Source organism: Klenkia brasiliensis, from assembly GCF_900100695.1.
GTDB classification, from domain to species: domain Bacteria; phylum Actinomycetota; class Actinomycetes; order Mycobacteriales; family Geodermatophilaceae; genus Klenkia; species Klenkia brasiliensis.
In genome coordinates this window covers 331,394-354,481 of the sequence record NZ_FNCF01000003.1, presented here as the reverse complement: position 1 = coordinate 354,481, position 23,088 = coordinate 331,394, and the positions used below count along the sequence as shown (strand labels likewise).

At 74.4% G+C, this 23,088-nt stretch carries 21 protein-coding genes; 14 read left to right on the top strand and 7 right to left on the bottom strand.

The features are described 5' to 3' along the window. Positions 1-24: 24 nt before the first annotated feature. Positions 25-456, top strand: a complete 432-nt coding sequence (locus BLT39_RS10370; protein ID WP_091062428.1) for a VOC family protein — start codon at positions 25-27, stop codon at positions 454-456. Positions 457-524: 68 nt separating this feature from the next. Here BLT39_RS10370 and BLT39_RS10365 read toward each other — a convergent pair whose 3' ends face one another. Genes BLT39_RS10365 through BLT39_RS10355 form a run of 3 tightly spaced genes read right to left on the bottom strand, consistent with a single transcriptional unit; the run spans position 525 to position 4,804 of the window. Next, a complete protein-coding gene (locus BLT39_RS10365; protein WP_091062426.1) occupies positions 525-1,217 on the bottom strand; it encodes a sirohydrochlorin chelatase in 693 nt (230 codons plus the stop codon). Continuing rightward, positions 1,214-1,975 (bottom strand): SDR family oxidoreductase, encoded by a 762-nt coding sequence (locus BLT39_RS10360; protein ID WP_091062424.1) that lies wholly within the window; start codon positions 1,973-1,975, stop codon positions 1,214-1,216. The genes BLT39_RS10365 and BLT39_RS10360 overlap by 4 nt, the downstream gene beginning before the upstream one ends. 15 nt (positions 1,976-1,990) lie before the next feature. Then, a complete protein-coding gene (locus BLT39_RS10355; RefSeq protein WP_242658301.1) occupies positions 1,991-4,804 on the bottom strand; it encodes an aconitate hydratase in 2,814 nt (937 codons plus the stop codon). Positions 4,805-4,959: 155 nt separating this feature from the next. Between BLT39_RS10355 and BLT39_RS10350 the strand changes: the two genes are divergently transcribed. From BLT39_RS10350 to BLT39_RS10305, 10 genes are all read left to right on the top strand, one after another. After that, a complete protein-coding gene (locus BLT39_RS10350; protein ID WP_242658300.1) occupies positions 4,960-5,958 on the top strand; it encodes a phosphatase PAP2 family protein in 999 nt (332 codons plus the stop codon). A 33-nt stretch (positions 5,959-5,991) separates the two neighbouring features. Continuing rightward, positions 5,992-7,527: an AMP-binding protein gene (locus BLT39_RS10345; protein WP_091062420.1), complete on the top strand. Its 1,536-nt coding sequence runs from the start codon at positions 5,992-5,994 to the stop codon at positions 7,525-7,527. A 133-nt stretch (positions 7,528-7,660) separates the two neighbouring features. Then, the gene (gene ctaD, locus BLT39_RS10340; RefSeq protein WP_091062418.1) at positions 7,661-9,412 is read left to right on the top strand and encodes an aa3-type cytochrome oxidase subunit I; all 1,752 of its coding nucleotides are present in this window, start codon (positions 7,661-7,663) and stop codon (positions 9,410-9,412) included. Positions 9,413-9,567: 155 nt separating this feature from the next. Continuing rightward, on the top strand, positions 9,568-10,965 hold the full coding sequence (locus BLT39_RS10335) for a C40 family peptidase (protein WP_242658299.1): 1,398 nt from the start codon (positions 9,568-9,570) through the stop codon (positions 10,963-10,965). Between the two features lie 239 nt (positions 10,966-11,204). Continuing rightward, on the top strand, positions 11,205-12,362 hold the full coding sequence (locus tag BLT39_RS10330; protein ID WP_091062416.1) for an AAA family ATPase: 1,158 nt from the start codon (positions 11,205-11,207) through the stop codon (positions 12,360-12,362). Next, positions 12,359-13,288 carry a DUF58 domain-containing protein gene (locus BLT39_RS10325; RefSeq protein WP_091062414.1) on the top strand — a complete coding sequence of 310 codons (930 nt, stop codon included), beginning with the start codon at positions 12,359-12,361 and terminating at the stop codon, positions 13,286-13,288. Before BLT39_RS10330 ends, BLT39_RS10325 begins: the two co-directional genes overlap by 4 nt. Next, positions 13,285-14,241: a VWA domain-containing protein gene (locus BLT39_RS10320; RefSeq protein ID WP_091062412.1), complete on the top strand. Its 957-nt coding sequence runs from the start codon at positions 13,285-13,287 to the stop codon at positions 14,239-14,241. Before BLT39_RS10325 ends, BLT39_RS10320 begins: the two co-directional genes overlap by 4 nt. A 115-nt stretch (positions 14,242-14,356) precedes the next feature. Then, on the top strand, positions 14,357-15,133 hold the full coding sequence (locus BLT39_RS10315) for an amino acid ABC transporter substrate-binding protein (protein WP_091062410.1): 777 nt from the start codon (positions 14,357-14,359) through the stop codon (positions 15,131-15,133). A gap of 34 nt (positions 15,134-15,167) precedes the next feature. Continuing rightward, entirely contained in the window at positions 15,168-15,836 is a 669-nt protein-coding gene (locus BLT39_RS10310) for an amino acid ABC transporter permease (RefSeq protein WP_091062408.1), read from the top strand. Continuing rightward, positions 15,833-16,588, top strand: coding sequence for an amino acid ABC transporter ATP-binding protein (locus BLT39_RS10305; protein WP_091062406.1), 756 nt, complete (start codon positions 15,833-15,835; stop codon positions 16,586-16,588). The genes BLT39_RS10310 and BLT39_RS10305 overlap by 4 nt, the downstream gene beginning before the upstream one ends. On the opposite strand, the gene BLT39_RS10300 is transcribed toward BLT39_RS10305, so the two are convergent. Further along, positions 16,585-17,559, bottom strand: a complete 975-nt coding sequence (locus BLT39_RS10300) for a quinone oxidoreductase family protein (protein WP_091062404.1) — start codon at positions 17,557-17,559, stop codon at positions 16,585-16,587. The two genes, BLT39_RS10305 and BLT39_RS10300, sit on opposite strands and share 4 nt — an antisense overlap. A gap of 9 nt (positions 17,560-17,568) precedes the next feature. Further along, on the bottom strand, positions 17,569-18,984 hold the full coding sequence (locus BLT39_RS10295; RefSeq protein WP_242658298.1) for an MFS transporter: 1,416 nt from the start codon (positions 18,982-18,984) through the stop codon (positions 17,569-17,571). A 75-nt stretch (positions 18,985-19,059) separates the two neighbouring features. Here BLT39_RS10295 and BLT39_RS10290 point away from each other — a divergent pair, with 75 nt between their 5' ends. From BLT39_RS10290 to BLT39_RS10280, 3 genes are read left to right on the top strand one after another with little or no spacing between them, the layout of a single operon-like run. Beyond that, positions 19,060-20,280, top strand: coding sequence for a 3-deoxy-7-phosphoheptulonate synthase (locus BLT39_RS10290; RefSeq protein WP_207507836.1), 1,221 nt, complete (start codon positions 19,060-19,062; stop codon positions 20,278-20,280). Between the two features lie 54 nt (positions 20,281-20,334). Beyond that, positions 20,335-21,297, top strand: coding sequence for an NAD(P)H-binding protein (locus BLT39_RS10285; protein WP_165640233.1), 963 nt, complete (start codon positions 20,335-20,337; stop codon positions 21,295-21,297). 24 nt (positions 21,298-21,321) lie between these two features. Further along, the gene (locus BLT39_RS10280) at positions 21,322-21,756 is read left to right on the top strand and encodes a VOC family protein (protein ID WP_091062400.1); all 435 of its coding nucleotides are present in this window, start codon (positions 21,322-21,324) and stop codon (positions 21,754-21,756) included. A 25-nt stretch (positions 21,757-21,781) separates the two neighbouring features. On the opposite strand, the gene BLT39_RS10275 is transcribed toward BLT39_RS10280, so the two are convergent. Both BLT39_RS10275 and BLT39_RS10270 read right to left on the bottom strand, forming a co-directional pair. After that, positions 21,782-22,033 carry a hypothetical protein gene (locus BLT39_RS10275; RefSeq protein ID WP_131801462.1) on the bottom strand — a complete coding sequence of 84 codons (252 nt, stop codon included), beginning with the start codon at positions 22,031-22,033 and terminating at the stop codon, positions 21,782-21,784. Next, the gene (locus BLT39_RS10270) at positions 21,993-23,039 is read right to left on the bottom strand and encodes an NAD-dependent epimerase/dehydratase family protein (protein ID WP_091062396.1); all 1,047 of its coding nucleotides are present in this window, start codon (positions 23,037-23,039) and stop codon (positions 21,993-21,995) included. Before BLT39_RS10270 ends, BLT39_RS10275 begins: the two co-directional genes overlap by 41 nt. Between the last annotated feature and the right edge of the window lie 49 nt (positions 23,040-23,088).

The window sequence follows — 23,088 nt, the reverse complement described above, 5'->3', positions numbered from 1 at the left end:
GCCCGGCGTGGCAGGGTCACCGCCATGACGTCCCCCGCGCGGTTCAAGGACATCTGCCTGGACGCCCGCGACCACCAGGCGCTGGCCGACTGGTGGTGCGCGGCGATGGGCTACGTGCGGCGCGACGTCGCGGACCCGCCGGAGGACGGCTGGGTGCGGCCCGAGGACTGGCCGGTGCCGATCGTCGACCCGGCCGGCCACGGTCCGCTCATCTGGGTGATCCGGGTCCCCGAGGAGAAGACGGCGAAGAACCGGATGCACCACGACGTCGTCGGCGACACCGCGGCGCTGCTCGCCCTGGGGGCGACGCTGGTCCGCGGCCGGGACGGCGACGGCACCGGCGAGCCGTCCGACTACACCTCCGGCGACATCGAGTGGGACGTGCTCGCCGACCCCGAGGGCAACGAGTTCTGCGTCTTCACCCCCGGCCGGCACGCCTTGCCCCAGCCCGGCTGACACCGCGGGACGTCGCACCCGGCGGGGTCGGGGCCCGTCGTCCCCGCCGGGTGTCGCATCGAGGTGGGTCAGCGGGGCAGGGCGGCGTCGTAGCGGTCGAGGAGGACCTGCGCGATGCGGTCGTCGGGCAGCAGGGGAGCGGTCACCAGGTCGGCGCCGGCGGCGTCCAGCTTGTCGCGGAAGTGCCCGGGCGCCAGCAGGTAGGCCGCCACCACCACCCGGTCGGCCCCGGCGGCGCGGGCCGCGGCGACCGCGTCGGGCACCGGCGGCTGCGCCGCGGAGCCGTAGCCGGTGGTCACCGGGCCGGTCCACGACGCCTGCAGCATGGCGGCGGTGGCCTCGACGTCGGCGGTGGCGCGGGGGTCGCTGGACCCCGCGGCCGCGACCACGACCGCGGTGCCGGGGTCGGCCGGGTCGGCGCCGGCCTGCACCAGCCGGGCGTGCAGCACCTCGGCCAGCCGGGGGTCCGGGCCCAGCGGGCGGGCCGCCACCGCGCCGGGGCGCTGGTCGACGGCACCGGCGATGTCGACGTGCACGTGGTAGCCGCCGGACAGGAGCACCGGCACCACCACGGCGGGCCGGTCCAGGCCGGCGACGACGTCGACCACCGTGGGCGGCTGCACGTCGACGAACGCCGCGGTCGTCATCAGCCCGGGGCGGAGCCGGCGGGCGGCGAGGGCCAGCTCGGCGACCAGGCGCCGTCCGGTGGGGTTGCGGGTGCCGTGCGCGCAGGCGACCAGTACCGGGGCGGGGGCGTTCACAGGCCGCGGGTGACGCCGCCGTCGACGGTGATCATCGTCCCGGTGACGTAGCTGGCCGCGGGGGAGAGGGCGAAGGCGGCGACGCGGCCGAACTCCTCGGGCCGGCCGACCCGGCGCAGCGGGATGCCGGACTCGGTGCGGGCCCGCATGGCCTGGGGGTCGCCGGAGGCGGCCTCGATGTCGGTGATCCGGTCGGTCGCGATGGTGCCCGGCAGCAGGCCGAACACCCGGACGCCGCGGGGACCCAGCTCGTCGGCCAGGGCCTTGGCGGTCATCGCCAGGCCCGGGCGCAGCCCGTTGGAGACCGCCAGGTGGCCGATCGGCTGGCGCACCGAGGTGGACAGCACCAGGCCGATCGCCGCGCCCTCGCCGAGCTCGGGGACCACGGCCTTCACCAGCCGGATGGTGCCCAGCAGCACCGAGTCGACCGCGTCCCGCCAGGCCGACTCGTCGGTGTCCAGCACGGTGCCCGGCGCGGGCCCGCCCACGGACACCAGGACGCCGTCCAGCCCGCCCAGGTCGGCGCGGCAGGCCGCGACCAGCCGCTCGGCCGCGCCGAGGTCGGCGAGGTCGGCGGCCAGGCCGTGCGCCGCCGGTGCCCCGCCGAGCGCGGCGACGGCGGCGTCCACGGACCCCGGGGAGCGAGAACTGATCAGCACCCGCGCCCCGTCGTCGACCAGCGCCCGGGCGGTCGCCGCCCCCAGTCCCCGGCTCGCGCCGGTGAGCAGGTAGCGACGGCCGCCCAGGCCCAGGTCCACGTCAGTGCTCCGGGATCAGCTGCTGCGCAGCGAGCGGAGCACGTACTGCATGATCCCGCCGTTGCGGTAGTAGTTCGCCTCGCCGGGGGTGTCGATCCGGACCCGGGCGTCGAACTCGACCTCGCCGGCCTTCACCTTCACCGTGCGCGGCGTGGAGCCGTCGTTCAGCGCGGTGATCCCGGTGATGGTGAACTCCTCGTCGCCGGTGAGGCCGAGCGACTCCCGGTTCTGGCCCTCGGGGTACTGCAGCGGCAGCACGCCCATGCCGATCAGGTTCGACCGGTGGATGCGCTCGTAGGACTCGGCGATGACCGCCTTGACCCCGAGCAGCGCCGTCCCCTTGGCCGCCCAGTCGCGGGAGGACCCCGAGCCGTACTCCTTGCCGGCCAGCACCACCAGCGGGATGCCCGCGTCGATGTAGGCGCGCGAGGCGTCGTAGATCGTCGTGGTCTCGCCGGTCAGGTGGTTCTTGGTGACGCCGCCCTCGGTGCCGGGCACCAGCTGGTTGCGCAGCCGGATGTTGGCGAAGGTGCCGCGGATCATGACCTCGTGGTTCCCGCGACGCGAGCCGTAGGAGTTGAAGTCGCGGCGCTCGATGCCGTGCTCGGACAGGTACTTCCCGGCGGGGGAGTCGGCCTTGATCGAACCGGCGGGGGAGATGTGGTCGGTGGTCACCGAGTCACCGAGCACCGCCAGGGTGCGGGCGCCGGTGATGTCCTCGACCGGCGCGGGCTCGTCGGCCATGCCCTCGAAGTACGGGGGCTTGCGGACGTAGGTGCTCTCGGCGTCCCAGTCGAAGGTGTTGCCCTCGGGGGTGGGCAGCGAGCGCCACTGCTCGTCACCGGCGAACACGTCGGCGTAGTCCTCGGTGAACATCTCCGAGGTGATCGACTCGTCGATGACCCGCTGCACCTCGTTCGGCGAGGGCCAGATGTCGTGCAGGAAGACGTCGTTGCCCTCGGTGTCCTGGCCCAGCGGCTCGGTGGCCAGGTCGACGTCCATGGAGCCGGCCAGGGCGTAGGCGATGACCAGCGGCGGGGACGCCAGGTAGTTCATCTTGATGTCGGGGTTGATCCGGCCCTCGAAGTTGCGGTTGCCCGAGAGCACCGACACGACGGCCAGGTCGGCCTCGTTGACCGCCTCGCTGATCGGGCCGGGGAGCGGGCCCGAGTTGCCGATGCAGGTCACGCAGCCGTAGCCGACCAGGTAGAAGCCGAGCTTCTCCAGGTACGGGGTGAGCTGGGCCTTCTCGTAGTAGTCCATGACGACCTTGGACCCCGGCGCCAGGGTGGTCTTCACCCACGGCTTGCTGGTCAGCCCGCGCTCGACCGCGTTCTTGGCCAGCAGCGCCGCGCCGATCATCACCGACGGGTTCGAGGTGTTGGTGCACGAGGTGATCGAGGCGATCGTGACGTGCCCGTGGTCGACGAAGGTCCGCGTGCCGTCCTCGAGCACGACCTCGGTCGGCTGGGAGGCCCGGCCGGGCACCTTCGAGGGGACGACGACGTGCGGCTCGGCACCGGCGTTGCCGTTGCTGGCCGACACCGGGTCCGACGCCGGGAAGGTCTCCTCGACGCCCTCGTCGGAGACCGACGCCGCGGTGGGGGCGTCGTCGGGGTCGCTGTCGCCGTCGGCGGCGTAGTCGGGCAGCGCGGCGCGGAAGGCGGCCTTGGCGTCGGTGAGCTGCACGCGGTCCTGCGGGCGCTTCGGGCCGGCGATCGAGGGCACGATCGAGGCCAGGTCCAGCTCCAGGTACTCGGAGAAGGCCGGCTCGCGCGAGGTGTCGTGCCAGAGACCCTGCTCCTTGGCGTAGGCCTCGACCAGGGCGACCTGCTCGGCCGAGCGGCCGGTCAGCTGCAGGTAGCGGATGGTCTCGCCGTCGATCGGGAAGATCGCGGCGGTGGAGCCGAACTCCGGGCTCATGTTGCCGATGGTGGCGCGGTTGGCCAGCGGCACCTCGGACACGCCGGCGCCGTAGAACTCGACGAACTTCCCGACGACGCCGTGCTTGCGCAGCATCTCGGTGATGGTGAGCACCAGGTCGGTGGCGGTGGCGCCGTCGGGCAGCTGCCCGGTGAGCTTGAAGCCGACCACGCGGGGGATGAGCATGGAGACCGGCTGGCCGAGCATGGCCGCCTCGGCCTCGATGCCGCCGACGCCCCAGCCCAGCACGCCCAGGCCGTTGACCATCGTGGTGTGCGAGTCGGTGCCGACGCAGGTGTCGGGGTAGGCCAGCACGCGGTCGCCCTCGGGGCGCGGGAAGACCACGCGGGCCAGGTGCTCGATGTTGACCTGGTGCACGATGCCGGTGCCCGGGGGGACGACCTTGAAGTCGTCGAACGCGCCCTGGCCCCAGCGCAGGAACTGGTAGCGCTCGCCGTTGCGCTGGTACTCGATCTCGACGTTGCGCTCGAAGGACTCCGGGGTGCCGAACACGTCGGAGATGACGGAGTGGTCGATGACCAGCTCGGCCGGGGCGAGCGGGTTGATCCGGGCGGGGTCGCCGCCGAGGTCGGCCATGGCCTCGCGCATCGTGGCCAGGTCGACGATGCACGGCACGCCGGTGAAGTCCTGCATGACCACGCGGGCCGGGGTGAACTGGATCTCCTGGTCGGGCTCGGCCGACGGGTCCCAGTTCGCGATCGCCCGGATGTGGTCGGCGGTGATGTCCGCGCCGTCCTCGGTGCGCAGCAGGTTCTCGAGGAGGACCTTCAGGCTGTAGGGGAGCTTCTCCGAGCCCTCCACCGCGTCGAGCCGGAAGATGTCGTACTCGGTGCCGTCGACGTCGAGCGTCGCCCGCGCCCCGAAGCTGTCCTTGCTGGCTGCCACTGTGCCCCACCCTCTTGGTCCGCTCTCGTTGCCACCGGCCATCATCCCAGCCCCCGCACCGACGTGCGGTGTGAGGCCACCCTTCCCTCAGTGCCGGGGGGTGTCGGTGCGGCGAACACCACACGGAGCGGTCCAGAACCCCTACGGTCTGCGCCGTGACGACGACGGCGGTGCCCCCCACGACGACCACGGCGCCGGCCGCGGTGCCGGTGGCGGCCGGGCCCGTCCGGGGGCGCCTGCTGCGCGCGGTCCTGTCCGCGCTGCACCTGGTGGCCTTCCTCGCCGTCTGCGTCGAGCAGGGGCTGCCGACCGACCGGCTCAGCCTGCTGCTGTGGGTGCTCTCGGGGCTGGCCTGCCGCTGCGTCGGCCACGGGTGGCGGCGGGCGGTGCGGCTGCTGGCCGACTGGGTGCCCCTGGGCGCGGTGCTGCTTCTCTACGACGCCAGCCGCGGCATCGCGAACACCCTCGGCGCCCCGGTGCACGTCGCCGAGCCGGCGGACGCCGACGCGGCCGTCTTCGGCGCGGTGCCGACCGTCTGGCTGCAGGCGCACCTGACCGCGTCGCCGTGGCTGCAGGTCGTGGTGACCCTCATCTACAGCTCGCACTTCCTGGTCACCCCGCTGGTGCTGGCGGTGCTGTGGGTGCGCGACCGCGCCCGGTGGGGCCGCTACGCCCGGCTGGTGGTCGCGCTGTCGCTGGCGGGGCTGGCCACCTACGTGCTCTACCCCGCAGCGCCCCCGTGGCTGGCCGCCCGGCACGACGTCATCGGGGAGGTGCACCGGACCAGCGGCGACGGCTGGGCGGTGCTCGGCCTGCCCCGGGCCCAGGCGCTGCTGCACGCCGGGCAGGGGCAGGTGAACCCGGTGGCGGCGGTGCCCTCCCTGCACACCGCCTTCGCGGTGCTGCTGTGCCTGTTCGCGCTGCGGCTGGTCCGGCGCCGCTGGCAGCGGGTGGTGCTCGTGGCCTACGCGGTGGCGATGCCGCTGGTGCTGGTCTGGTCGGGGGAGCACTACGTCGTGGACACCGTGCTCGGCGCGCTCTACGCGGCCGGGGTCTGCTGGGCGGTGCCGCGCCTGGAGCAGGGTGCGCGCCGGGTGCGACGGCGGGTGTCGGGGGTCGGCGCTAGCGTGACGCCGACCACTCTCCGCGGCTGACCCAGCGGTCGGCCCCGACCCCCCGGAGCCGGCATGCGCGTGCCCCTGACCACCCGCGACTTCATCGACCGCGCCGAGCTGGTCTACGGCGACCGCGTCGGGGTCGTCGACGAGCCGGACCAGCCGGCGCCGTCGCTCGGCGAGGTCACCTACCGGGAGCTGGCCCGCCGCGGCCGGGCGCTGGCCGCGGGCCTGGACGGCCTCGGGGTGGGCGAGGGCGAGCGGGTGGCCGTGGTCAGCCACAACTCCGCCCGGCTGCTGGAGATGCTGCTGTCGGTCCCCTCCTACGGGCGCATCTGCGTGCCGGTGAACTTCCGGCTGTCGGCGGAGGAGGTCCGCTACATCGTCGAGCACTCCGGCGCCTCGGTGCTGATGGTCGACCCCGAGGTCGACCAGGCGCTGTCCGGCGTCTCCGCGCCGCACCGGCTCGTGCTGGGCGAGGAGTACGAGCAACTGCTGGACTTCGGCACCGCCCCCCGGGAGTGGGCCGACCCCGACGAGGACGCCACCGCCACGATCAACTACACCTCGGGGACGACGGCGCGCCCCAAGGGCGTGCAGATCACCCACCGCAACATCTGGATCAACGCCGTCACCTTCGGCATGCACATGCAGCTGTCCGACCGCGACGCCTACCTGCACACGCTGCCGATGTTCCACTGCAACGGGTGGGGCCTGCTCTACGCCGCGGCCGGGCTGGGCGTGAAGCAGGTCGCGCTGCGCAAGGTCGACGGCCCGGAGATCCTGCGCCGGGTCGAGCAGCACGGGCTCACCTTCGCCGCCGGTGCGCCCGCGGTGTGGAACGCCGTCCTCGACGCCGCCGCCGACCTCGAGGGGCCCGTGCCCGGCCGGGACCGGATGCGCATCGTGGTGGCCGGTGCCCCGCCGCCCTCGCGCACCATCGCCCGGGTCGAGGCCGACCTGGGCTGGGAGTTCAACCAGATCTACGGCCTCACCGAGACCTCGCCGCTGCTGACGGTCAACCGGCCGCGGGCCGAGGACGACGGCCTGGACCCGCTCGACCGGGCGAAGAACCTGTCCCGGGCGGGCGTCCCGGCGCTGGGCACCCGGATCCGGGTCAGCGAGACCGGCGAGGTGCTGGCGCAGGGGAACACCGTGCTGGCCGGCTACTGGGACAACCCGGAGGCCAGCGCCGAGGCCCTCGACGGCGGCTGGTTCCACACCGGTGACGGCGGCTCGGTCGACGAGGGCGGCTACGTCACCATCTCCGACCGCAAGAAGGACGTGATCATCACCGGCGGCGAGAACGTGTCCTCGATCGAGGTCGAGGACGCCGTGTTCAGCCACCCCGCGGTCGCCGAGGTCGCCGTCATCGGCGTGCCCGACGAGAAGTGGGGCGAGATGGTCACCGCCCTGGTCGTGCTGGCCGAGGGCCAGACGGTCACCGAGGCCGAGCTCATCGCGCACTGCCGCACCAAGCTGGCCGGCTACAAGCTGCCCAAGCGGGTCGAGTTCCGCGAGGCGATCCCGCGCACCGCCACCGGCAAGATCCAGAAGTTCAAGCTGCGGCAGGACTTCTGGGGCAGCCAGGAGCGGCAGGTGAACTGACGCCCGGACCGGCGCCGCGCCGGGCCGGCGGCCCCCGGGCTGCCGGTCCGGCGCGGGAGGTCTAGCGTCGGCCCCACTCGGAGCCCGCGAGTCCCACGCCCGGCTCGCGCCGGGCCGGCCTCCGGGAGTCCCCGTGAGCCTGCTGACGCCGTCCTCGATCGTCGTCCGGCCGCCGCACGTCCCCGCCCCGCGGCGGGGCAACCGCTTCCTGGCGCTGCTGCGGACCACCGACCACAAGACGATCGGCCTGATGTACCTGGCCACCTCGCTGGGATTCTTCCTGGCGGCCGGTCTGATGGCCATGCTGATCCGCGGGGAGCTGGCCCGCCCGGGGCTGCAGTTCCTGTCCAACGAGCAGTACAACCAGCTGTTCACCATGCACGGCACGATCATGCTGCTGCTGTTCGCGACGCCCACGTTCGTCGGCTTCGCCAACCTGGTGATGCCGCTGCACATCGGCGCGCCGGACGTCGCGTTCCCGCGGCTGAACGCCTTCTCCTACTGGCTGTTCCTCTTCGGCGGGCTGACGGTGGTGGCCGGGTTCCTCACCCCCGGCGGGGCGGCCGACTTCGGCTGGACGGCCTACAGCCCGCTGTCGGACGTGACCAACTCCCCGGGCGCGGGCGCCGACCTGTGGATCGCCGGGCTGGCGGTGAGCGGCCTGGGCACCATCCTCGGGTCGGTCAACTTCGTGGCCACGATCGTCTGCCTGCGGGCCCCGGGGATGACCATGTTCCGGATGTCGATCTTCACCTGGTCGACGCTGGTCACCGGCATCCTGGTGCTGCTGGCGTTCCCGATCCTGACCGCGGCGCTGATGGCGTTGCTGGCCGACCGGCACCTCGGGGCGCTGGTGTTCTCGGCCGCGAACGGGGGGCCGATGCTGTGGCAGCACCTGTTCTGGTTCTTCGGGCACCCCGAGGTCTACATCGTGGCGCTGCCGTTCTTCAGCATCGTCAGCGAGGTCATCCCGGTCTTCGCCCGCAAGCCGCTGTTCGGCTACAAGGGCATGGTCTTCGCCCTCATCGCGATCACGGCCCTCTCGCTGACGGTCTGGGCGCACCACATGTTCGCCACCGGGGCCGTGCTGCTGCCCTTCTTCGCGTTCCTCACCTACCTGATCGCGGTGCCCACGGGGATCAAGTTCTTCAACTGGATCGGCACGATGTGGCGGGGCCAGCTGACGTTCGAGACGCCCATGCTGTTCGCGATCGGCTTCCTGGTCACCTTCCTGCTGGGTGGGCTGACCGGGGTGCTGCTGGCCTCCCCGCCGGTGGACTGGCACGTGCACGACAGCTACTTCGTGGTCGCGCACTTCCACTACGTGCTGTTCGGGACGATCGTGTTCGCGGCGTTCTCCGGGCTCTACTTCTGGTTCCCGAAGATGTGCGGCCGGATGCTGGACGAGCGGCTGGGCAAGGTGCACTTCTGGCTGACCTTCGTCGGCTTCCACACCACGTTCCTGGTCATGCACTGGCTCGGGGCCGAGGGCATGCCGCGCCGGTACGCCGACTACCTGCCCACCGACGGGTTCACCACGCTGCACACGATCAGCACCGTCGGGTCCTTCGTGCTGGGCGCCTCGATGATCCCGCTGCTCTACAACATCGCGGCCTCCTGGCGGCACGGGCAGCTGGCGCTCGCCGACGACCCGTGGGGCCACGGCAACTCCCTGGAGTGGGCCACCAGCTCACCCCCGCCGCGGCACAACTTCACCGAGCTGCCGCGCATCCGCTCGAACCGGCCGGCCTTCGACCTGCACTACCCGCACCTGCGGGAACGGCTGGACGCCGAGGCGCACGCCGGCCGCGGCAAGCCCTACGCCAGCGAGCTGATGGTGGGCACCGGCACCCGGCAGGGGAGCAGCGACCCCGACCCCACCTGACCTCCCCCCATCGGGTGGAACCGGTCAAGGACGGCTCCACCTGCGACGACGTCCTCTGCGGCGCCGCTCGACGGCGGCGTCCCGTGGTCGATGAGCGCCCGCGGACCCGCGGGACGTGCCGCGGGCCGCCGCGGGCGCAGGGGAGTTGTCAACCGGTGCGCAGCACGAACGCCAGCAGGGTCCGGAACCGGGTCGCCGTCCGCACGGGAGGGGTGCTGCTCGCCGCGGCCCTCGCCGTCGGGATCGCCCCCGGGGCCGCCCAGGCCGCCCCGCAGAACCCGACCGACAGCCAGCTGGCCGGTGCGGCCTCCGCCCGCGACCAGGCCGCCGCCGCCGTCGGCGCCATCTCCGCGCAGCTGGCCGCCGCCCAGGCCTCCGCCGACGCCGCCCACCAGCAGGCGCTCATCGCGCTGCAGGACTACGAGGAGAAGCAGGCCGCCGCCGCGCAGGCGCAGACCGACGCCGACGCCGCGACCGCCGCGGCCGACGCCGCCGACGTCGCCCGCGCGCAGGGCCAGGACGCCGTCGACGACTACGCCCGCACCAGCTACATGGGCGGCAGCACCAGCCCCGGCTTCGCCTCGCTGCTCACCTCGGGCAGCCCCAGCGAGTTCATCGAGCGCTCCGCGCTGCTGGAGGCCGCCGGAACCGGTCGCACGGACGTGCTGGCGCAGCTGACCACGCTGCAGCAGCAGGCCGACGCCGCCGAGACCCAGGCCGCCACCGCGCTCACCGCGGCTAACGACCTGCAGGCCCAGGCCGAGCAGCTGCTGACCACCGCGCAGGCGCAGGAGACCTCCGCCCGCGCGCAGGCCGACACCCTGGCCACCCAGAGCGCGGACCTGCAGGCCCAGTTGACCGCCGCGCAGCAGACCCTCTACGGGATGCAGGGCGCCCGCCAGGTCGCCGAGCAGCAGGCCGCCGCGGCCCGCGCCGCCACCGCGGCGGTCCCGGCCCGCAGCGGCAGCCAGTCCAGCTCGTCCAGCTCGTCCGGCGGCACGGCCACCGCGCCCCGCCCGTCGTCCTCCGGGGGCGGGTCCGCGTCCTCGGGCGGTGGGTCGTCGTCCTCGGGCGGTGGCTCGTCCTCGGGCGGTGGCTCCTCGGCCCCGGTCGGCGGTACCGCCGGCGCCCCGTCGGCCTCGGCCGCGCAGACCGCGATCTCGGCCGCCCGCTCGCAGATCGGCGTCCTGTACTCCTGGGGAGGCGGCAACGCCGGCGGCCCGACCTACGGCATCTCGCCCGACGAGTCGGTGTACGGCTTCGACTGCTCCGGGCTGATGGAGTACGCCTACGCCCAGGCCGGCATCCGGGTCGGCGGCACCAGCCGCGACCAGTGGTGGCTCAACCGCAACAAGCAGGTCGACGCCGACAGCCTGCAGCCCGGCGACATGCTCTTCTGGGGCTCGGGCAGCTCCTACACCTCGATCTACCACGTCGCGCTCTACATCGGCGGCGGGCAGATGATCGAGGCCCCCGACCGCGGCCTGCGCGTCAAGGTCAGCTCGGTCCGCTTCGGCAGCGACTACTACGGGGCGGTGCGCCCCAGCGCCTGAGCGGGCAGCACCCCCGCACGCACGAGGGCCGGTCACCTGTGGTGACCGGCCCTCGACGCGTGGGCGCCGGGCAGCCACGGGGGGAGCTGCCCGACGCGGTACGAACCGTACCGCACACCGGGGCCCGTGGGACAGGTGTGGCCCTCTGCTGTGGATGCCCGGGCGTGGCGACGGTGTAGGACACTGGGCCCCGGGGTCGCGCCGGCCCCGTGGACCAGACACCCCAGCCAGGGAGCCCCGTGACCAGCGCTGCCAGCCCGTCCGACCCGTCCGCCCAGCACACCCCGCCGGCCACCGACGCCGCCCTGCTGGAGCGGGTGCTGTTCGAGGTCAAGCGCGTCATCGTCGGCCAGGACCGGCTGGTCGAGCGGATGCTGGTCGGCCTGCTGGCCCGCGGGCACGTGCTGCTCGAGGGCGTGCCCGGCGTGGCCAAGACCCTCGCGGTCGAGACGCTGGCGACCGCGGTCGGCGGGTCCTTCGCCCGCCTGCAGTTCACCCCCGACCTGGTGCCCGCCGACATCATCGGCACCCGCATCTACAAGGCCGGCCAGGACGCCTTCGACGTCGAGCTCGGTCCGGTGTTCGCCAACTTCGTGCTCACCGACGAGGTCAACCGCGCCCCGGCCAAGGTGCAGTCGGCGCTGCTGGAGGTCATGGCCGAGCGGCAGGTCTCGATCGGCGGCGTCACCCACCCGCTGCCCGACCCGTTCCTGGTGCTCGCCACGCAGAACCCGATCGAGAGCGAGGGCGTCTACCAGCTCCCCGAGGCCCAGCGCGACCGGTTCCTGATGAAGGTGCTGGTCGACTACCCCAGCCCCGAGGAGGAGCGGGAGATCGTCTACCGGATGGGCGCCAACCCGCCGCAGGCCGAGACCGTGCTGGGCGTCGACGACCTGCGCCGGCTGCAGCGCACCGCGTCGGGTGTGTTCGTGCACCACGCGCTGGTCGACTACGTCGTCCGGCTGGTGGTGGCCACCCGCGCGCCGCGCGAGCACGGCATGGCCGACGTCGCGGGCTGGGTGACCTACGGCGCCAGCCCCCGCGCCACCCTCGGCCTGGTCTCGGCCAGCCGGGCGCTGGCCCTGGTCCGGGGCCGGGACTACGTGCTGCCCCAGGACGTCCTGGACATCACCGCCGACGTGCTGCGGCACCGCCTGGTGCTCTCCTACGACGCGCTGGCCGACGGCGTACCCGCCGACCACGTGGTGAAGCGGATCGTGCAGAGCGTGCCGCTGCCGCAGGTCAGCCCGCGCCAGCGGGCCGGCGGCTTCGGGCCGGCGTCGCCCGGCGGCCCGCAGGTGCCCCCGGGTCCGCAGCAGCCGGGCCCGTGGGGCGGGACGCAGTTCTCCGGCCCGCAGCAGCAGGGCCCGCAGCAGCAGGGTCCGCAGTCGGCGTGACGGCCCCCGACCCCGTCCGCTTCGGCGAGGGCGGTGACGCCGCCGTCCTGCTGCACCGGCTCGAGCTCACCGTCCGCCGCCGGCTGGACGGGCTGCTGCAGGGCGACCACCTCGGCCTGGTCCCCGGGTCGGGCACCGAGGCCGGGGACTCCCGGCCCTACTACCCGGGGGACGACGTCCGCCGGATGGACTGGTTCGCCACCGCCCGCACCCAGCTGCCCTACGTCCGCGAGACCATCGCCGACCGCGAGCTGGAGACCTGGGTCGTGCTGGACCTCTCGGCGTCGCTGGACTTCGGGACGGCGGACTGCGAGAAGCGTGACCTGGCCATCGCCGGGCTCGCCGCGGTCAGCCACCTCACCGTCCGCGACGGCAACCGGCTGGGCGCGGTGGTGACCACCGGCGAGCAGGTCGACCGCTACCCGGCGCTGCCCGGGCGGCTGGCCGCCGACCGCATGCTGCGCCAGGTCGTGCAGACCCCGCGCGCCTCGGGCGGGCGCCGCGGCGACCTGGCGCAGGCGCTGGAGTCGCTGCGCCGCCCGCCCCGGCGCCGGGGTCTGGTCTGCGTGGTCTCGGACTTCCTCGGCGACCCGGACTGGGAGCGCCCGCTGCGTGCCCTGGGGCAGCGGCACGAGCTGCTGGCGATCGAGGTGGTCGACCCCCGCGAGCTGGAGCTGGCCGACGTCGGGCTGCTGACCGTGGTCGACCCCGAGACGGGGCAGACCCTGGAGGTGCCCACCGGCAACGACGAGGTCCGCCGCCGGTTCGCCGAGGGCGCGGCCGCCCAGCGCGACCAGATCGCCCGGACGCTGCGCCGGGTGGGTGCGGGCCACCTGCGGCTGCGCACCGACCGCGACTGGGTGGCCGACGTCGTCCGGTTCGTCGCCGACCGCCGCCGCGCCGGCGCCGGAGGTGCCTCCCGATGACGTTCCAGGCCCCCTGGTGGCTGCTGGCCCTGCTCGCCGTCGTGGCGCTGGCCGCGTTCTACGTCGTGCTGCAGCGGCGGCGGCAGAAGTACGCCGCCCGGTTCACCAACGTCGCGCTGCTGGGGTCGCTGGTGCCCCGGCGGCCCGGCTGGCGGCGGCACCTGGCCTTCGCCCTGGTGGTGCTCGGGCTCGGTGCGTTCGTGCTGTCGCTGGCCCAGCCCTCGACCGAGGTGCGGGTGCCGCGGGAGCGGGCGACGGTGATGCTGGCGCTGGACGTGTCGCTGTCGATGCAGGCCACCGATGTCGAGCCCAGCCGGTTCCAGGCCATGCAGACCGCGGCCAAGGAGTTCGTCGACATCCTGCCGGCCCGGATCAACCTGGGCCTGGTGTCGTTCTCGGGGACGGCGACCACGCTGGTGCCGCCGACCACCGACCGCGAGCAGGTCAGCGTCGCCATCGACAACCTGCAGCTGAACGAGGCGACGGCCATCGGCGACGCGATCCTGACCTCGTTGACGGCGATCCAGAACTTCACCTCCACCCTGCAGGACGCCGGCGAGGCGGCCCCGCCGGCGCGGGTCGTGCTGCTGTCCGACGGGTTCTCCACGGTGGGCGCCGAGCCGGCGCAGGCCATCGAGTCGGCCAACGCCGCCGAGGTGCCGGTGTCCACCATCGCGTTCGGCACCGACTTCGGGACCGTCGAGATCGAGGGCCAGTCGCAGCCGGTGCCGGTCGACCGCGCCACCCTGGAGCAGATCGCCGACGAGACCGGCGGCAGCTACTCCGAGGCGGCCAGCGCGTCGGAGCTGGAGCAGGTCTACGCCGACCTGGGCAGCCAGATCGGCTACACCACCGAGCCCCAGGACATCAGCCCCTGGTTCGTGCGCGGTGGGGTGCTGTTCGCGTTCCTGGGCGTCGTGCTGTCCCTGCTCTGGACCAACCGCCTGCTCTGAGCCGCCGTGTTGTGCAACCGGTCACCCGGCGGAATGCTGCGGGTCCGACCGGGTTGACGCAGCGAGCACCGCCTGCCCCCCGACACCGTCCCGCCCTCCACGAACCGGAGCCCCCGTGCGTACCCGTCTGTCCCTGTCCCTGTCCGTCGCTGCTGCCCTGCTGCTGACCTCCTGCAGCGGGGGCTCCGGTGACTCCTCCGGCGGGGACGGCGACGTGCTGCGCGTCGCGACCGAGGGCACCTACGCGCCGTTCTCCTTCCACGACCCCGACACCGACGAGCTCACCGGCTACGACGTCGAGGTGGCCCGGGCGGTGGCCGAGGAGCTCGGCATGCAGGTGGAGTTCACCGAGACCACCTTCGACTCGATCTTCGCCGGCCTCGAGTCCGACCGGTACGACGTCATCGCCAACCAGGTGACGATCAACCCCGAGCGCGAGGAGGCCTACCTGTTCTCCACCCCGTACACGGTGTCCTCCGCCGTGATCATCACGCGGGCGGACGACGACAGCGTGACCTCGCTCGCCGACGTCGCGGGCCTGACCAGCGCCCAGTCGCTGACCAGCTCGTTCAACGACGTGGCCACCCAGGCCGGCGCCCAGGTCGAGGTCGTGGAGGGCTTCACCCAGGCCATCACCCTGCTCAAGCAGGACCGCGTGGACGTCACGATCAACGACAGCCTCGCCTTCCTGGAGTACCAGAAGACCACCGGCGACCAGGACGTGAAGATCGCCGCCGAGATCGACCAGCCCAGCGAGCAGGCGCTGGTGTTCCGGCAGGACAGCGCCGACCTGCAGGAGCGGGTCGACGGGGCGCTGGCGTCCCTGCGCGAGGACGGCACGCTGGCCGAGATCTCCGAGCGGTACTTCGGCGAGGACGTCAGCGGGCAGTGACCCGGCGGGCAGCGGCAGGGCAGGTGGGGACACCGTGAACGGCATCGACTGGGACCTGGTCCGGCGAAGCCTGCTGCCGCTGCTCGAAGGACTGGTGCGCGGGACCATCCCGCTCACCGTGATCACCTTCGTGCTCGGCCTGGCACTGGCGGTCCTGCTCGCGCTGATGCGGCTGTCGGGCAACCCGGTGGTGTCGGGCATCGCCCGTGCCTACGTGTCGATCATCCGCGGGACCCCGCTGCTGCTGCAGCTGTTCATCATCTTCTTCGCGCTGCCCTCCCTGGGGGTCACGCTCGACCCGTGGCCCAGCGCGATCATCGGGCTGAGCCTCAACGTCGGCGCCTACGCCTCCGAGGCCGTCCGGGGGGCCATCCTCGCCGTCCCGCGCGGCCAGTGGGAGGCGGCGATGACCGTCGGGATGGACCGGCGGACGACGCTGCGCCGCGTGGTGCTGCCCCAGGCCTCCCGCATCGCGGTGCCGCCGCTGAGCAACACGCTGATCTCGCTGGTCAAGGACACCTCGCTGGTCTCGGCGATCACGGTCACCGAGCTGCTGCGCACGGCCCAGCAGATCGCTGCGCCCACCTTCGACTTCTTCACGCTCTACGGCCTGGCGGCCGTCTACTACTGGGTGGTGTGCCTCGTGCTGTCCTTCGGCCAGACCCGCCTGGAGACCCGCCTGTCCCGGTACGTGGCGGCATGAGCGCGCCCCTGCTGGAGGCCCGCGGGCTGACCAAGTCCTTCGGCGCCGTCCCGGTGCTGCGGGGCGTGGACGTCGTCGTCCCCGCGGGCTCGGTCACCTGCCTGATCGGCCCGTCCGGCTCGGGCAAGACCACGGTGCTGCGCAGCCTGAACGGCCTGGAGACCCCGGAGGCCGGCACCGTCCGGATCGGGGACGTGGCCGTGGACTGGGCCACCCGCCCCGGCCGCCGGGCCGTGTCGGCGCTGCGCGACCAGAGCGGCATGGTCTTCCAGGCGCACAACCTGTTCCCGCACCTCACCGTGCTGGACAACGTGACGTCGGGCCCGGTGCTGGCCCAGCACCGCGACCGGGCCGAGGCACGCGCCGAGGCCCGGGACCTGCTGGAGCGGGTGGGCCTGGCCGACAAGGCCGACGCCTACCCGGTGCAGCTGTCCGGCGGCCAGCAGCAGCGCGTGGGCATCGCCCGGGCGCTGGCCACCCGCCCCCGGGTGGTGCTCTTCGACGAGCCCACCAGCGCGCTGGACCCCGAGCTGGTCGGTGAGGTGCTGCGGGTGATGCAGTCGCTGGCGGCCGAGGGCTGGACCATGGTCGTGGTCACCCACGAGATGCGCTTCGCCCGGCAGGTCGCCGACCAGGTGCTCTTCCTGGACGGCGGGGTCGTCGTCGAGCAGGGCCCGCCGTCGGAGGTGCTGGTCGAGCCGCGCGAGGCCCGCACCCGGCAGTTCCTGCAGCGGCTGCTCGACCCGCTCTAGCGGGCGGGGTCCAGGACCAGCTTGCCGGTGCTGCGCCGGGAGAGCAGGTCCTGGTGGGCCTCCCGGACGGCGGTCATCGGGTACCGCCCGCCGACGACGGGCCGCAGGTCGCCGGCCGCGGTGAGCGCGAGCAGGTCGGTCATGGCCTCGTCGAGCATCGCGGGCCGGGCGGTGCAGTGCGCCAGCCAGAACCCGACGACGGTGCGGCTGGTGCCCATCAGCGACGCCGGGGCGACCGCCGATGCCGCCTGCCGTGAGGCCATGCCGTAGGCGGCGATCCGCCCGAACGGGGCCAGCGCGGAGAACGCGCCGTCGAACACGGTGCCGCCGGTCATCTCCAGGACGACGTCCACCCGGGCGCCGCCGTTGGCCTCGCGCAGCGCCGCGGTGAACGCCTTCGGGTCGTCCTCGGCCAGCGCCGGGTCCACGGTGGCGTCGGCGCCCAGCTCCTCGGCCAGCGCCCGCTTCTCCGGCGAGGACGCGGTGGCGATGACCCGCCCGGCGCCCCACCGCTTGGCCAGCTGCACCGCGAGCGTGCCGACCCCGCCGGCCCCGGCCATCACCACGACGGACTCGCCGGCCGCCAGGTGCGTGGAGGTGCGCAGCAGGTGCCAGGCGGTGGTGCCCTGCAGCACCAGGGACAGCGCCTGCTCGTCGGTCACGCCGTCGGGCAGCGCCCACGTCGTCCGGGGGTCGGTGACGACGGTGTCGGCGTAGCCGCCGCCCCCGAGCAGCAGGCCCACCACCCGCTCGTCGGTGCCCTCCGCCGTCCCCACGAACTCCGCGCCCGGGATCAGCGGGAGCTGCTGCGGGGCGAGGTAGGAGTCCTCGGTCTGGTGCGTGTCGGCGTAGTTCACCCCCGCCGCGCGGACCCGGTACCGCCGCTGGCCGTCGGCCGGGACGGGGTCGGGGAGGTCGACGACGTCGAGGACCTCGGGGCCGCCGAAGCGGGTGATCTGCACGGCACGCATGTGCTGAGGCTAGGACCGGGCGTGGTCCAGGCGCCCGGGGGCGGGCCGTCGTGCCGAGCGCGGCGGCAGCAGCCGGGCGAGGACGGCGGTCCCCAGGCACACCGCCGCCCCCAGGGCGGCGATGGTGGTGTAGCCGCTGCTCCCGGGCTCCGCGGCGCCACCGGGCGTGGCCGCGGCGAGGACGGCGGCGGCCACCGCGCTCCCCAGGGCGAAGCCCACGTAGCGGAGCACCTGGTTCAGGCTCGTCGCGCTCCCGGTCTCCGCGGGCGGCACCGTCGAGATGACCAGCGCCGGGAAGGCGGCGAACGCGGCCCCGACCCCGAGCCCGGCCACGGCCATGACCACGAACACCTGCCACAGCTGCGCGTGCAGGAGGCCGAACAGGACGAACGCGGCCGCCTGGACCAGGGCCGCCACCGGCAGCACCGCGAGGCGCCCGGCGCGGTCGGCCAGCACCCGGGCGAGCCGCCCGCCCAGCACGCTGGCCGCGGAGAACGGCAGCAGGGCCAGCCCGGCCACCAGCACGGACTGCCCGAGACCCGGGCCGCCCACCGAGGGGGCCTGCACGAGCACGGGCACCGACACGAGCAGCAGGTAGTTCGTGAGCCCGACGAGCAGCGCCGCGGAGTGCGCCGTGACCGCGACGCGCCCGCGGGCGAGCCGCAGGTCGACCAGCGGCGCGGGCGCCCGGAGCTCCCACCGGGCCCAGCCCGCCAGCACCAGGACCGCCGCGGCGACCAGGCCCCAGGTCAACGGCGACGCCCAGCCCCACGTCCCGGCCTCGCCGAGGGCCAGGAGCACACCGGCCAGCCCCGCGCCGAGCAGCACGGCGCCGACGACGTCGAGGGGACGGGGCGTCCCCCGGCGCGCGGGCGGCAGCACCACGGCCGCGGCGACCAGGGCGGCGCAGCTGACGGCGGCGCCGGCCCAGAAGGCGGCGTGCACGCCGCCGAGCTCGGCGACCAGCCCGGCGAGCGGGTAGCCGAGCCCCAGCCCGGCCACCACGGTGATCGACAGGGCGGCCACCGTGCCCCGCGACCGCTCACCCTCCAGCGCCTCGCGGGCCGTGGCGATGGCCAGGGGGGTCAGGCCGAGCCCCACGCCCTGCAACCCGCGGCCGGCGACCACCCACCCCAGGCCCAGCGGGAGCGCGGCCAGCACGCCGCCGAGGGTGACCACGGCGAGCACGACGAGGACGACCTCGCGCCGTCGCGGGCCGTCCCCGAGCCGGCCGATCACCGGCGTGGCGACCGCGCCGACCAGCAGGGTGACCGTGAGCGCCCACTGGGCGTCGCCCAGGGAGGCACCCGTCGAGGCGGCGATCGACGGGATCAGCGGCGCCCCGAGGCTGCTGATGACGGCGACGACCGTGCCCACGAAGAGCAGCACCGGGACCAGGGCGCGGGAGGGGGGCGTGGTCGGCACGGGTCCAGGCTCCCAGGTCGTTGCCCCGGTCAAGCGGTCCGGCCCCGCACCCCGGAGCCGGTAACCTCGCGGCCCGTGCCCGCCCCCGCCGATCTGCTGCCCACCGCCACGCGCATCGCGGAGGCGCTGCTGGAGGTGCAGCAGCGGGTCAACGACCGGGTCGACGCCACCCACGCCGAGCTGCTGCCCGCCGTCCAGGCGGCTCTCGGCACCCGCCCGGCCGACGCCGTCGACCCCGGGGACCTGGTCGACCAGCGGATCACCGGTGCCAGCGCCGTCGTCACCCCGGCCGCGGTCGCCGCGCTGGTCCCGCTGACGGCCGCGTCGGCGGCCACCACCCGGGCCGGACGGCGGGCGGTCGGCGCGGTGGTGCGGGGGGACGACGACCGGCTCGCCGTCGTCGCGGGCCCGTGCTCCATCCACGACCCGGTGGCCGCGCTGGAGTACGCCGCGTTCCTGGCCCGGATGCGGGAGCGGCACGGCGCCGACCTCGAGATCGTGATGCGCACCTACACCGAGAAGCCGCGCACCGAGGTCGACTGGAAGGGCTTCGCCTACGACCCGTTCCTCGACGGGTCGAGCCGGATCAGCGTCGGGCTGGTCGCCACCCGGATGCTCATGGCCGGGATCACCGCGCTCGGCGTCCCGGTCGCCGCCGAGCCGCTGAACGCGCTGACCCCGCAGTACGTGGACGGCCTGGTCACCTACAACGGTGTCGGCGCGCGCAACGTCACCGACCAGACCGCCCGCGAGCGGGTGTCGGGCTTCTCCTCGGTGGTCGGGTTCAAGAACTCGCCCGAGGGCTCCGTGGACGTCGCGGTGTCCGCGGTCATCTCCGCGCGGTCCGGGCACGACTTCCTCGGCGTGGACCGGCACGGGGTGTCGGCCCAGCTGGGCACCACCGGCAACGACACCGGGCACGTGATCCTGCGTGGGGACGCCGACGGCCCCAACTACTCACCGGCGCACATCGCGGACACCAAGCGCCGGCTGGCCGCCCGCGGGCTGCCGGAGGTGGTCGTGGTGGACGCCTCGCACGGCAACAGCGGCAAGGACCACGTGCGCCAGGTGCAGGTCGTGCGCGACCTCGCCGGCCAGGTCGCCGGCGGGGAGCACGGCATCCGCGGCGTCATGGTGGAGAGCAACCTCGTCGCCGGGCGGCAGGACCTCGACCGCGCCGACCCGGGCTCGCTGACCTACGGCCAGAGCGTGACCGACTCCTGCGTCGACCTGGCCACCACCGAGGACCTGCTCGCCGAGCTGGCCGCCGCCGCCTGCGCCCGCCGCAGCGGCTGACCGGTTTGCCCCGGCGGGGGCGGTGGGCACCAGCCAGCGATGACACGGTGCCTGGTGACGGGGTCCTCGGGCTACATCGGCTCGCGGCTGGTCGTCGCGCTGCACCGTGCCGGGCACGACGTCGTCGCCACCGCCCGGGACGCCGGCAAGCTGGCCGGCTTCGACTGGTCCGACGAGGTCACCGAGCTGACGCTGGACGTCGCCGACCGCGACTCCTGCGCCGCGGCCTTCGCCGCGGCCGGTCCGGTGGACGTCGCCTACTTCCTGGTGCACTCCATCGGCGAGGGCGACTTCGCCGCGCAGGACCTGGACAGCGCCCGGCAGTTCGCCGCGGCGGCCGCCGACGCCGGGGTGGCCCGCATCGTCTACCTGGGCGGGTTCGTCCCCGACGAGCAGCTGTCCGAGCACCTGGAGAGCCGGGCCGACGTGGGTGACGCCCTGGGCGAGGCAGGTCCCGAGCTGGTGTGGCTGCGGGCGGCGGTGGTGCTCGGCGGCGGGTCGACGTCCTACGAGCTGGTGCGGCACGTCGCCGACCGGGTGCCGGTCATCCCGCTGCCCACCTGGATGCGGCACCCGGTCTCGCCGATCGCCGTCCGCGACGTCCTGCACTACCTGGTCGCCGCGGCCGACCGCGCGCTGCTGCCGGCCGGTGCCTACGAGGTGTCCAACGGCGAGCGACCCACCTACAGCGCGCTGCTGCGGGCCTACGCCGACGAGGCCGGGCTGCGCCGGGTGTGGCTGCCGTTCCCGGCCGTGCCGCCGCGGCTGGTGGCCACCGTCGCCTCGTGGCTGACGCCGCTGCCGCACGAGCTGGCCGCCGACCTCATCATGAGCCTGCCCAACAGCATGGGGTCACGCGACGACCGGATCCGCCGGCTGGTCCCCGACCCCGACGGCGGACTGCTCACCTCCCGCGAGGCGCTGCGCCGGGCCCGCGCCGGGAGCGGACGGGCGGGGGTGGGCAGCACCGAGGACCCCGCGCACCGGGTGCGCACCGACCCCGCCTGGTCCGCCTGAGCCGGACGGTCCAGGATCGGCGGGGTGGCCAACCCGTTCCAGGTGACGTTCGACGCCCACGACCCGCAGCGGCTGGGCCGGTTCTGGGCCGAGGTGCTCGGCTACGTCGACCAGCCGCCGCCGGACGGCCACGAGAGCTGGCCCGCCTACCTCGCGTCGGTCGGCGTGCCCGAGGACGAGTGGGACGACGCCTGGTCGGTGGTCGACCCGGACGGCGTCGGTGCCCGGCTGCTGCTGCAGCGGGTGCCCGAGGGCAAGACCGCCAAGAACCGGGTGCACCTGGACGTCACCGTGGGCGGGGGCCGCGGCGTGCCCCTGGAGGAGCGCCGCCGCCGGGTGGACGCCCGGGCCGCCGAGCTCGTGCAGCTCGGCGCGGAGCTGGTCGGGCCGGGGGAGGAGCCCGGCGGCTACTGGGTGGTGCTCCGCGACCCCGAGGGCAACGAGTTCTGCATCCAGTGACCCGGACGGGGACGCGCAGGACTGCTCAGGCGTGCGGCGCGGACCCCGCCACCGGGCGCGGTGTGCGCAGCACCGGCACCTCGCGCCCGCGCAGCTCACCGGCCCGCACGTGGTCGAGGACCAGGTCCAGCGCGGCGTCGGACAGCCGGGTCACCGAGCCGGTGTCCACCGCGTCCACCGGCACCGGCTCCCGGCCGTAGCGGGCGTGGAAGTCGGCCACCGCGGCCGGGTCGACGTCACCGGCCAGGCACAGCACGCCCCGACCCGACGTGTTCACCAACCGCACCAGCCCCCGGGTCGCCATCCCCCGAGTGTGCCCCAGCCGGCGCCGTCTCCCGGAACCACGCGACCGCGCGCGCCAACCCCTCGGCCAGCCCGACCTGCGGCTCCCACCCCAGCCGGGTGCGGATCGCGGTGATGTCGGGGCAGCGCACCGACGGGTCGTCCACCGGGCGGCCGACGAACTCCACGTCCGGCGGGACGCCGACGACCGCCGCCACCGCCCGGGCGATGTCCAGCACCGACCGCTCCTCGGGCAGCCCCACGTTGAACGGCCCCGGCAGGTCCGACCCCGCCACGGCCAGGATGCCGCGCACGGTGTCGTCGACGAAGCAGACCGAGCGGGTCTGGCTGCCGTCCCCGGCGACGGTCATCGGCTGCCCGGTCAGCGCCTGCGCGATGAAGGTGGGGATCGCCCGGCCGTCGTCCCGGCGCATCCGCGGCCCGTAGGTGTTGAAGATGCGCACGATGGCGGTGTCCACCCCGTACGCGCTGCGGTAGGCCGTGGTGAGCGCCTCGCCGAACCGCTTGGCCTCGTCGTAGACCCCGCGCGGCCCCACCGGGTTGACGTGGCCCCAGTAGCTCTCCGGCTGCGGGTGCACCTGCGGGTCGCCGTAGGTCTCCGACGTCGAGGCCAGCACCATCCGCGCCCCGGTCCGGCGGGCGGCCTCCAGCGCGTGCCCGGTGCCCGCGCTGCCCACCCGCAGCGTCTCCACCGGCAGCCGCAGGTAGTCCGCCGGCGAGGCCGGCGAGGCCAGGTGCAGCACCAGGTCGACGTCGTCGCTGGTGGTGAACGGGGTGCTCACGTCGTGCCGGACGAAGGCGAACGCGGGGTCGCCCCGCAGGTGGGCGATGTTGCTGCCGTCGCTGGTGGACAGGTCGTCCATGCAGGTCACCCGGGTGCCGGCGGCCAGCAGGCGCTCGCACAGGTGCGAGCCCAGGAACCCGGCGCCGCCGGTGACGACGGCGTGCCGGAAGGGGACGGCGGGCTGGGGGCTGGGCACGGCGGCTCCCGTCGAGAGGGCGGCCGCGTCTTCGAGCCGGGCCGACCGT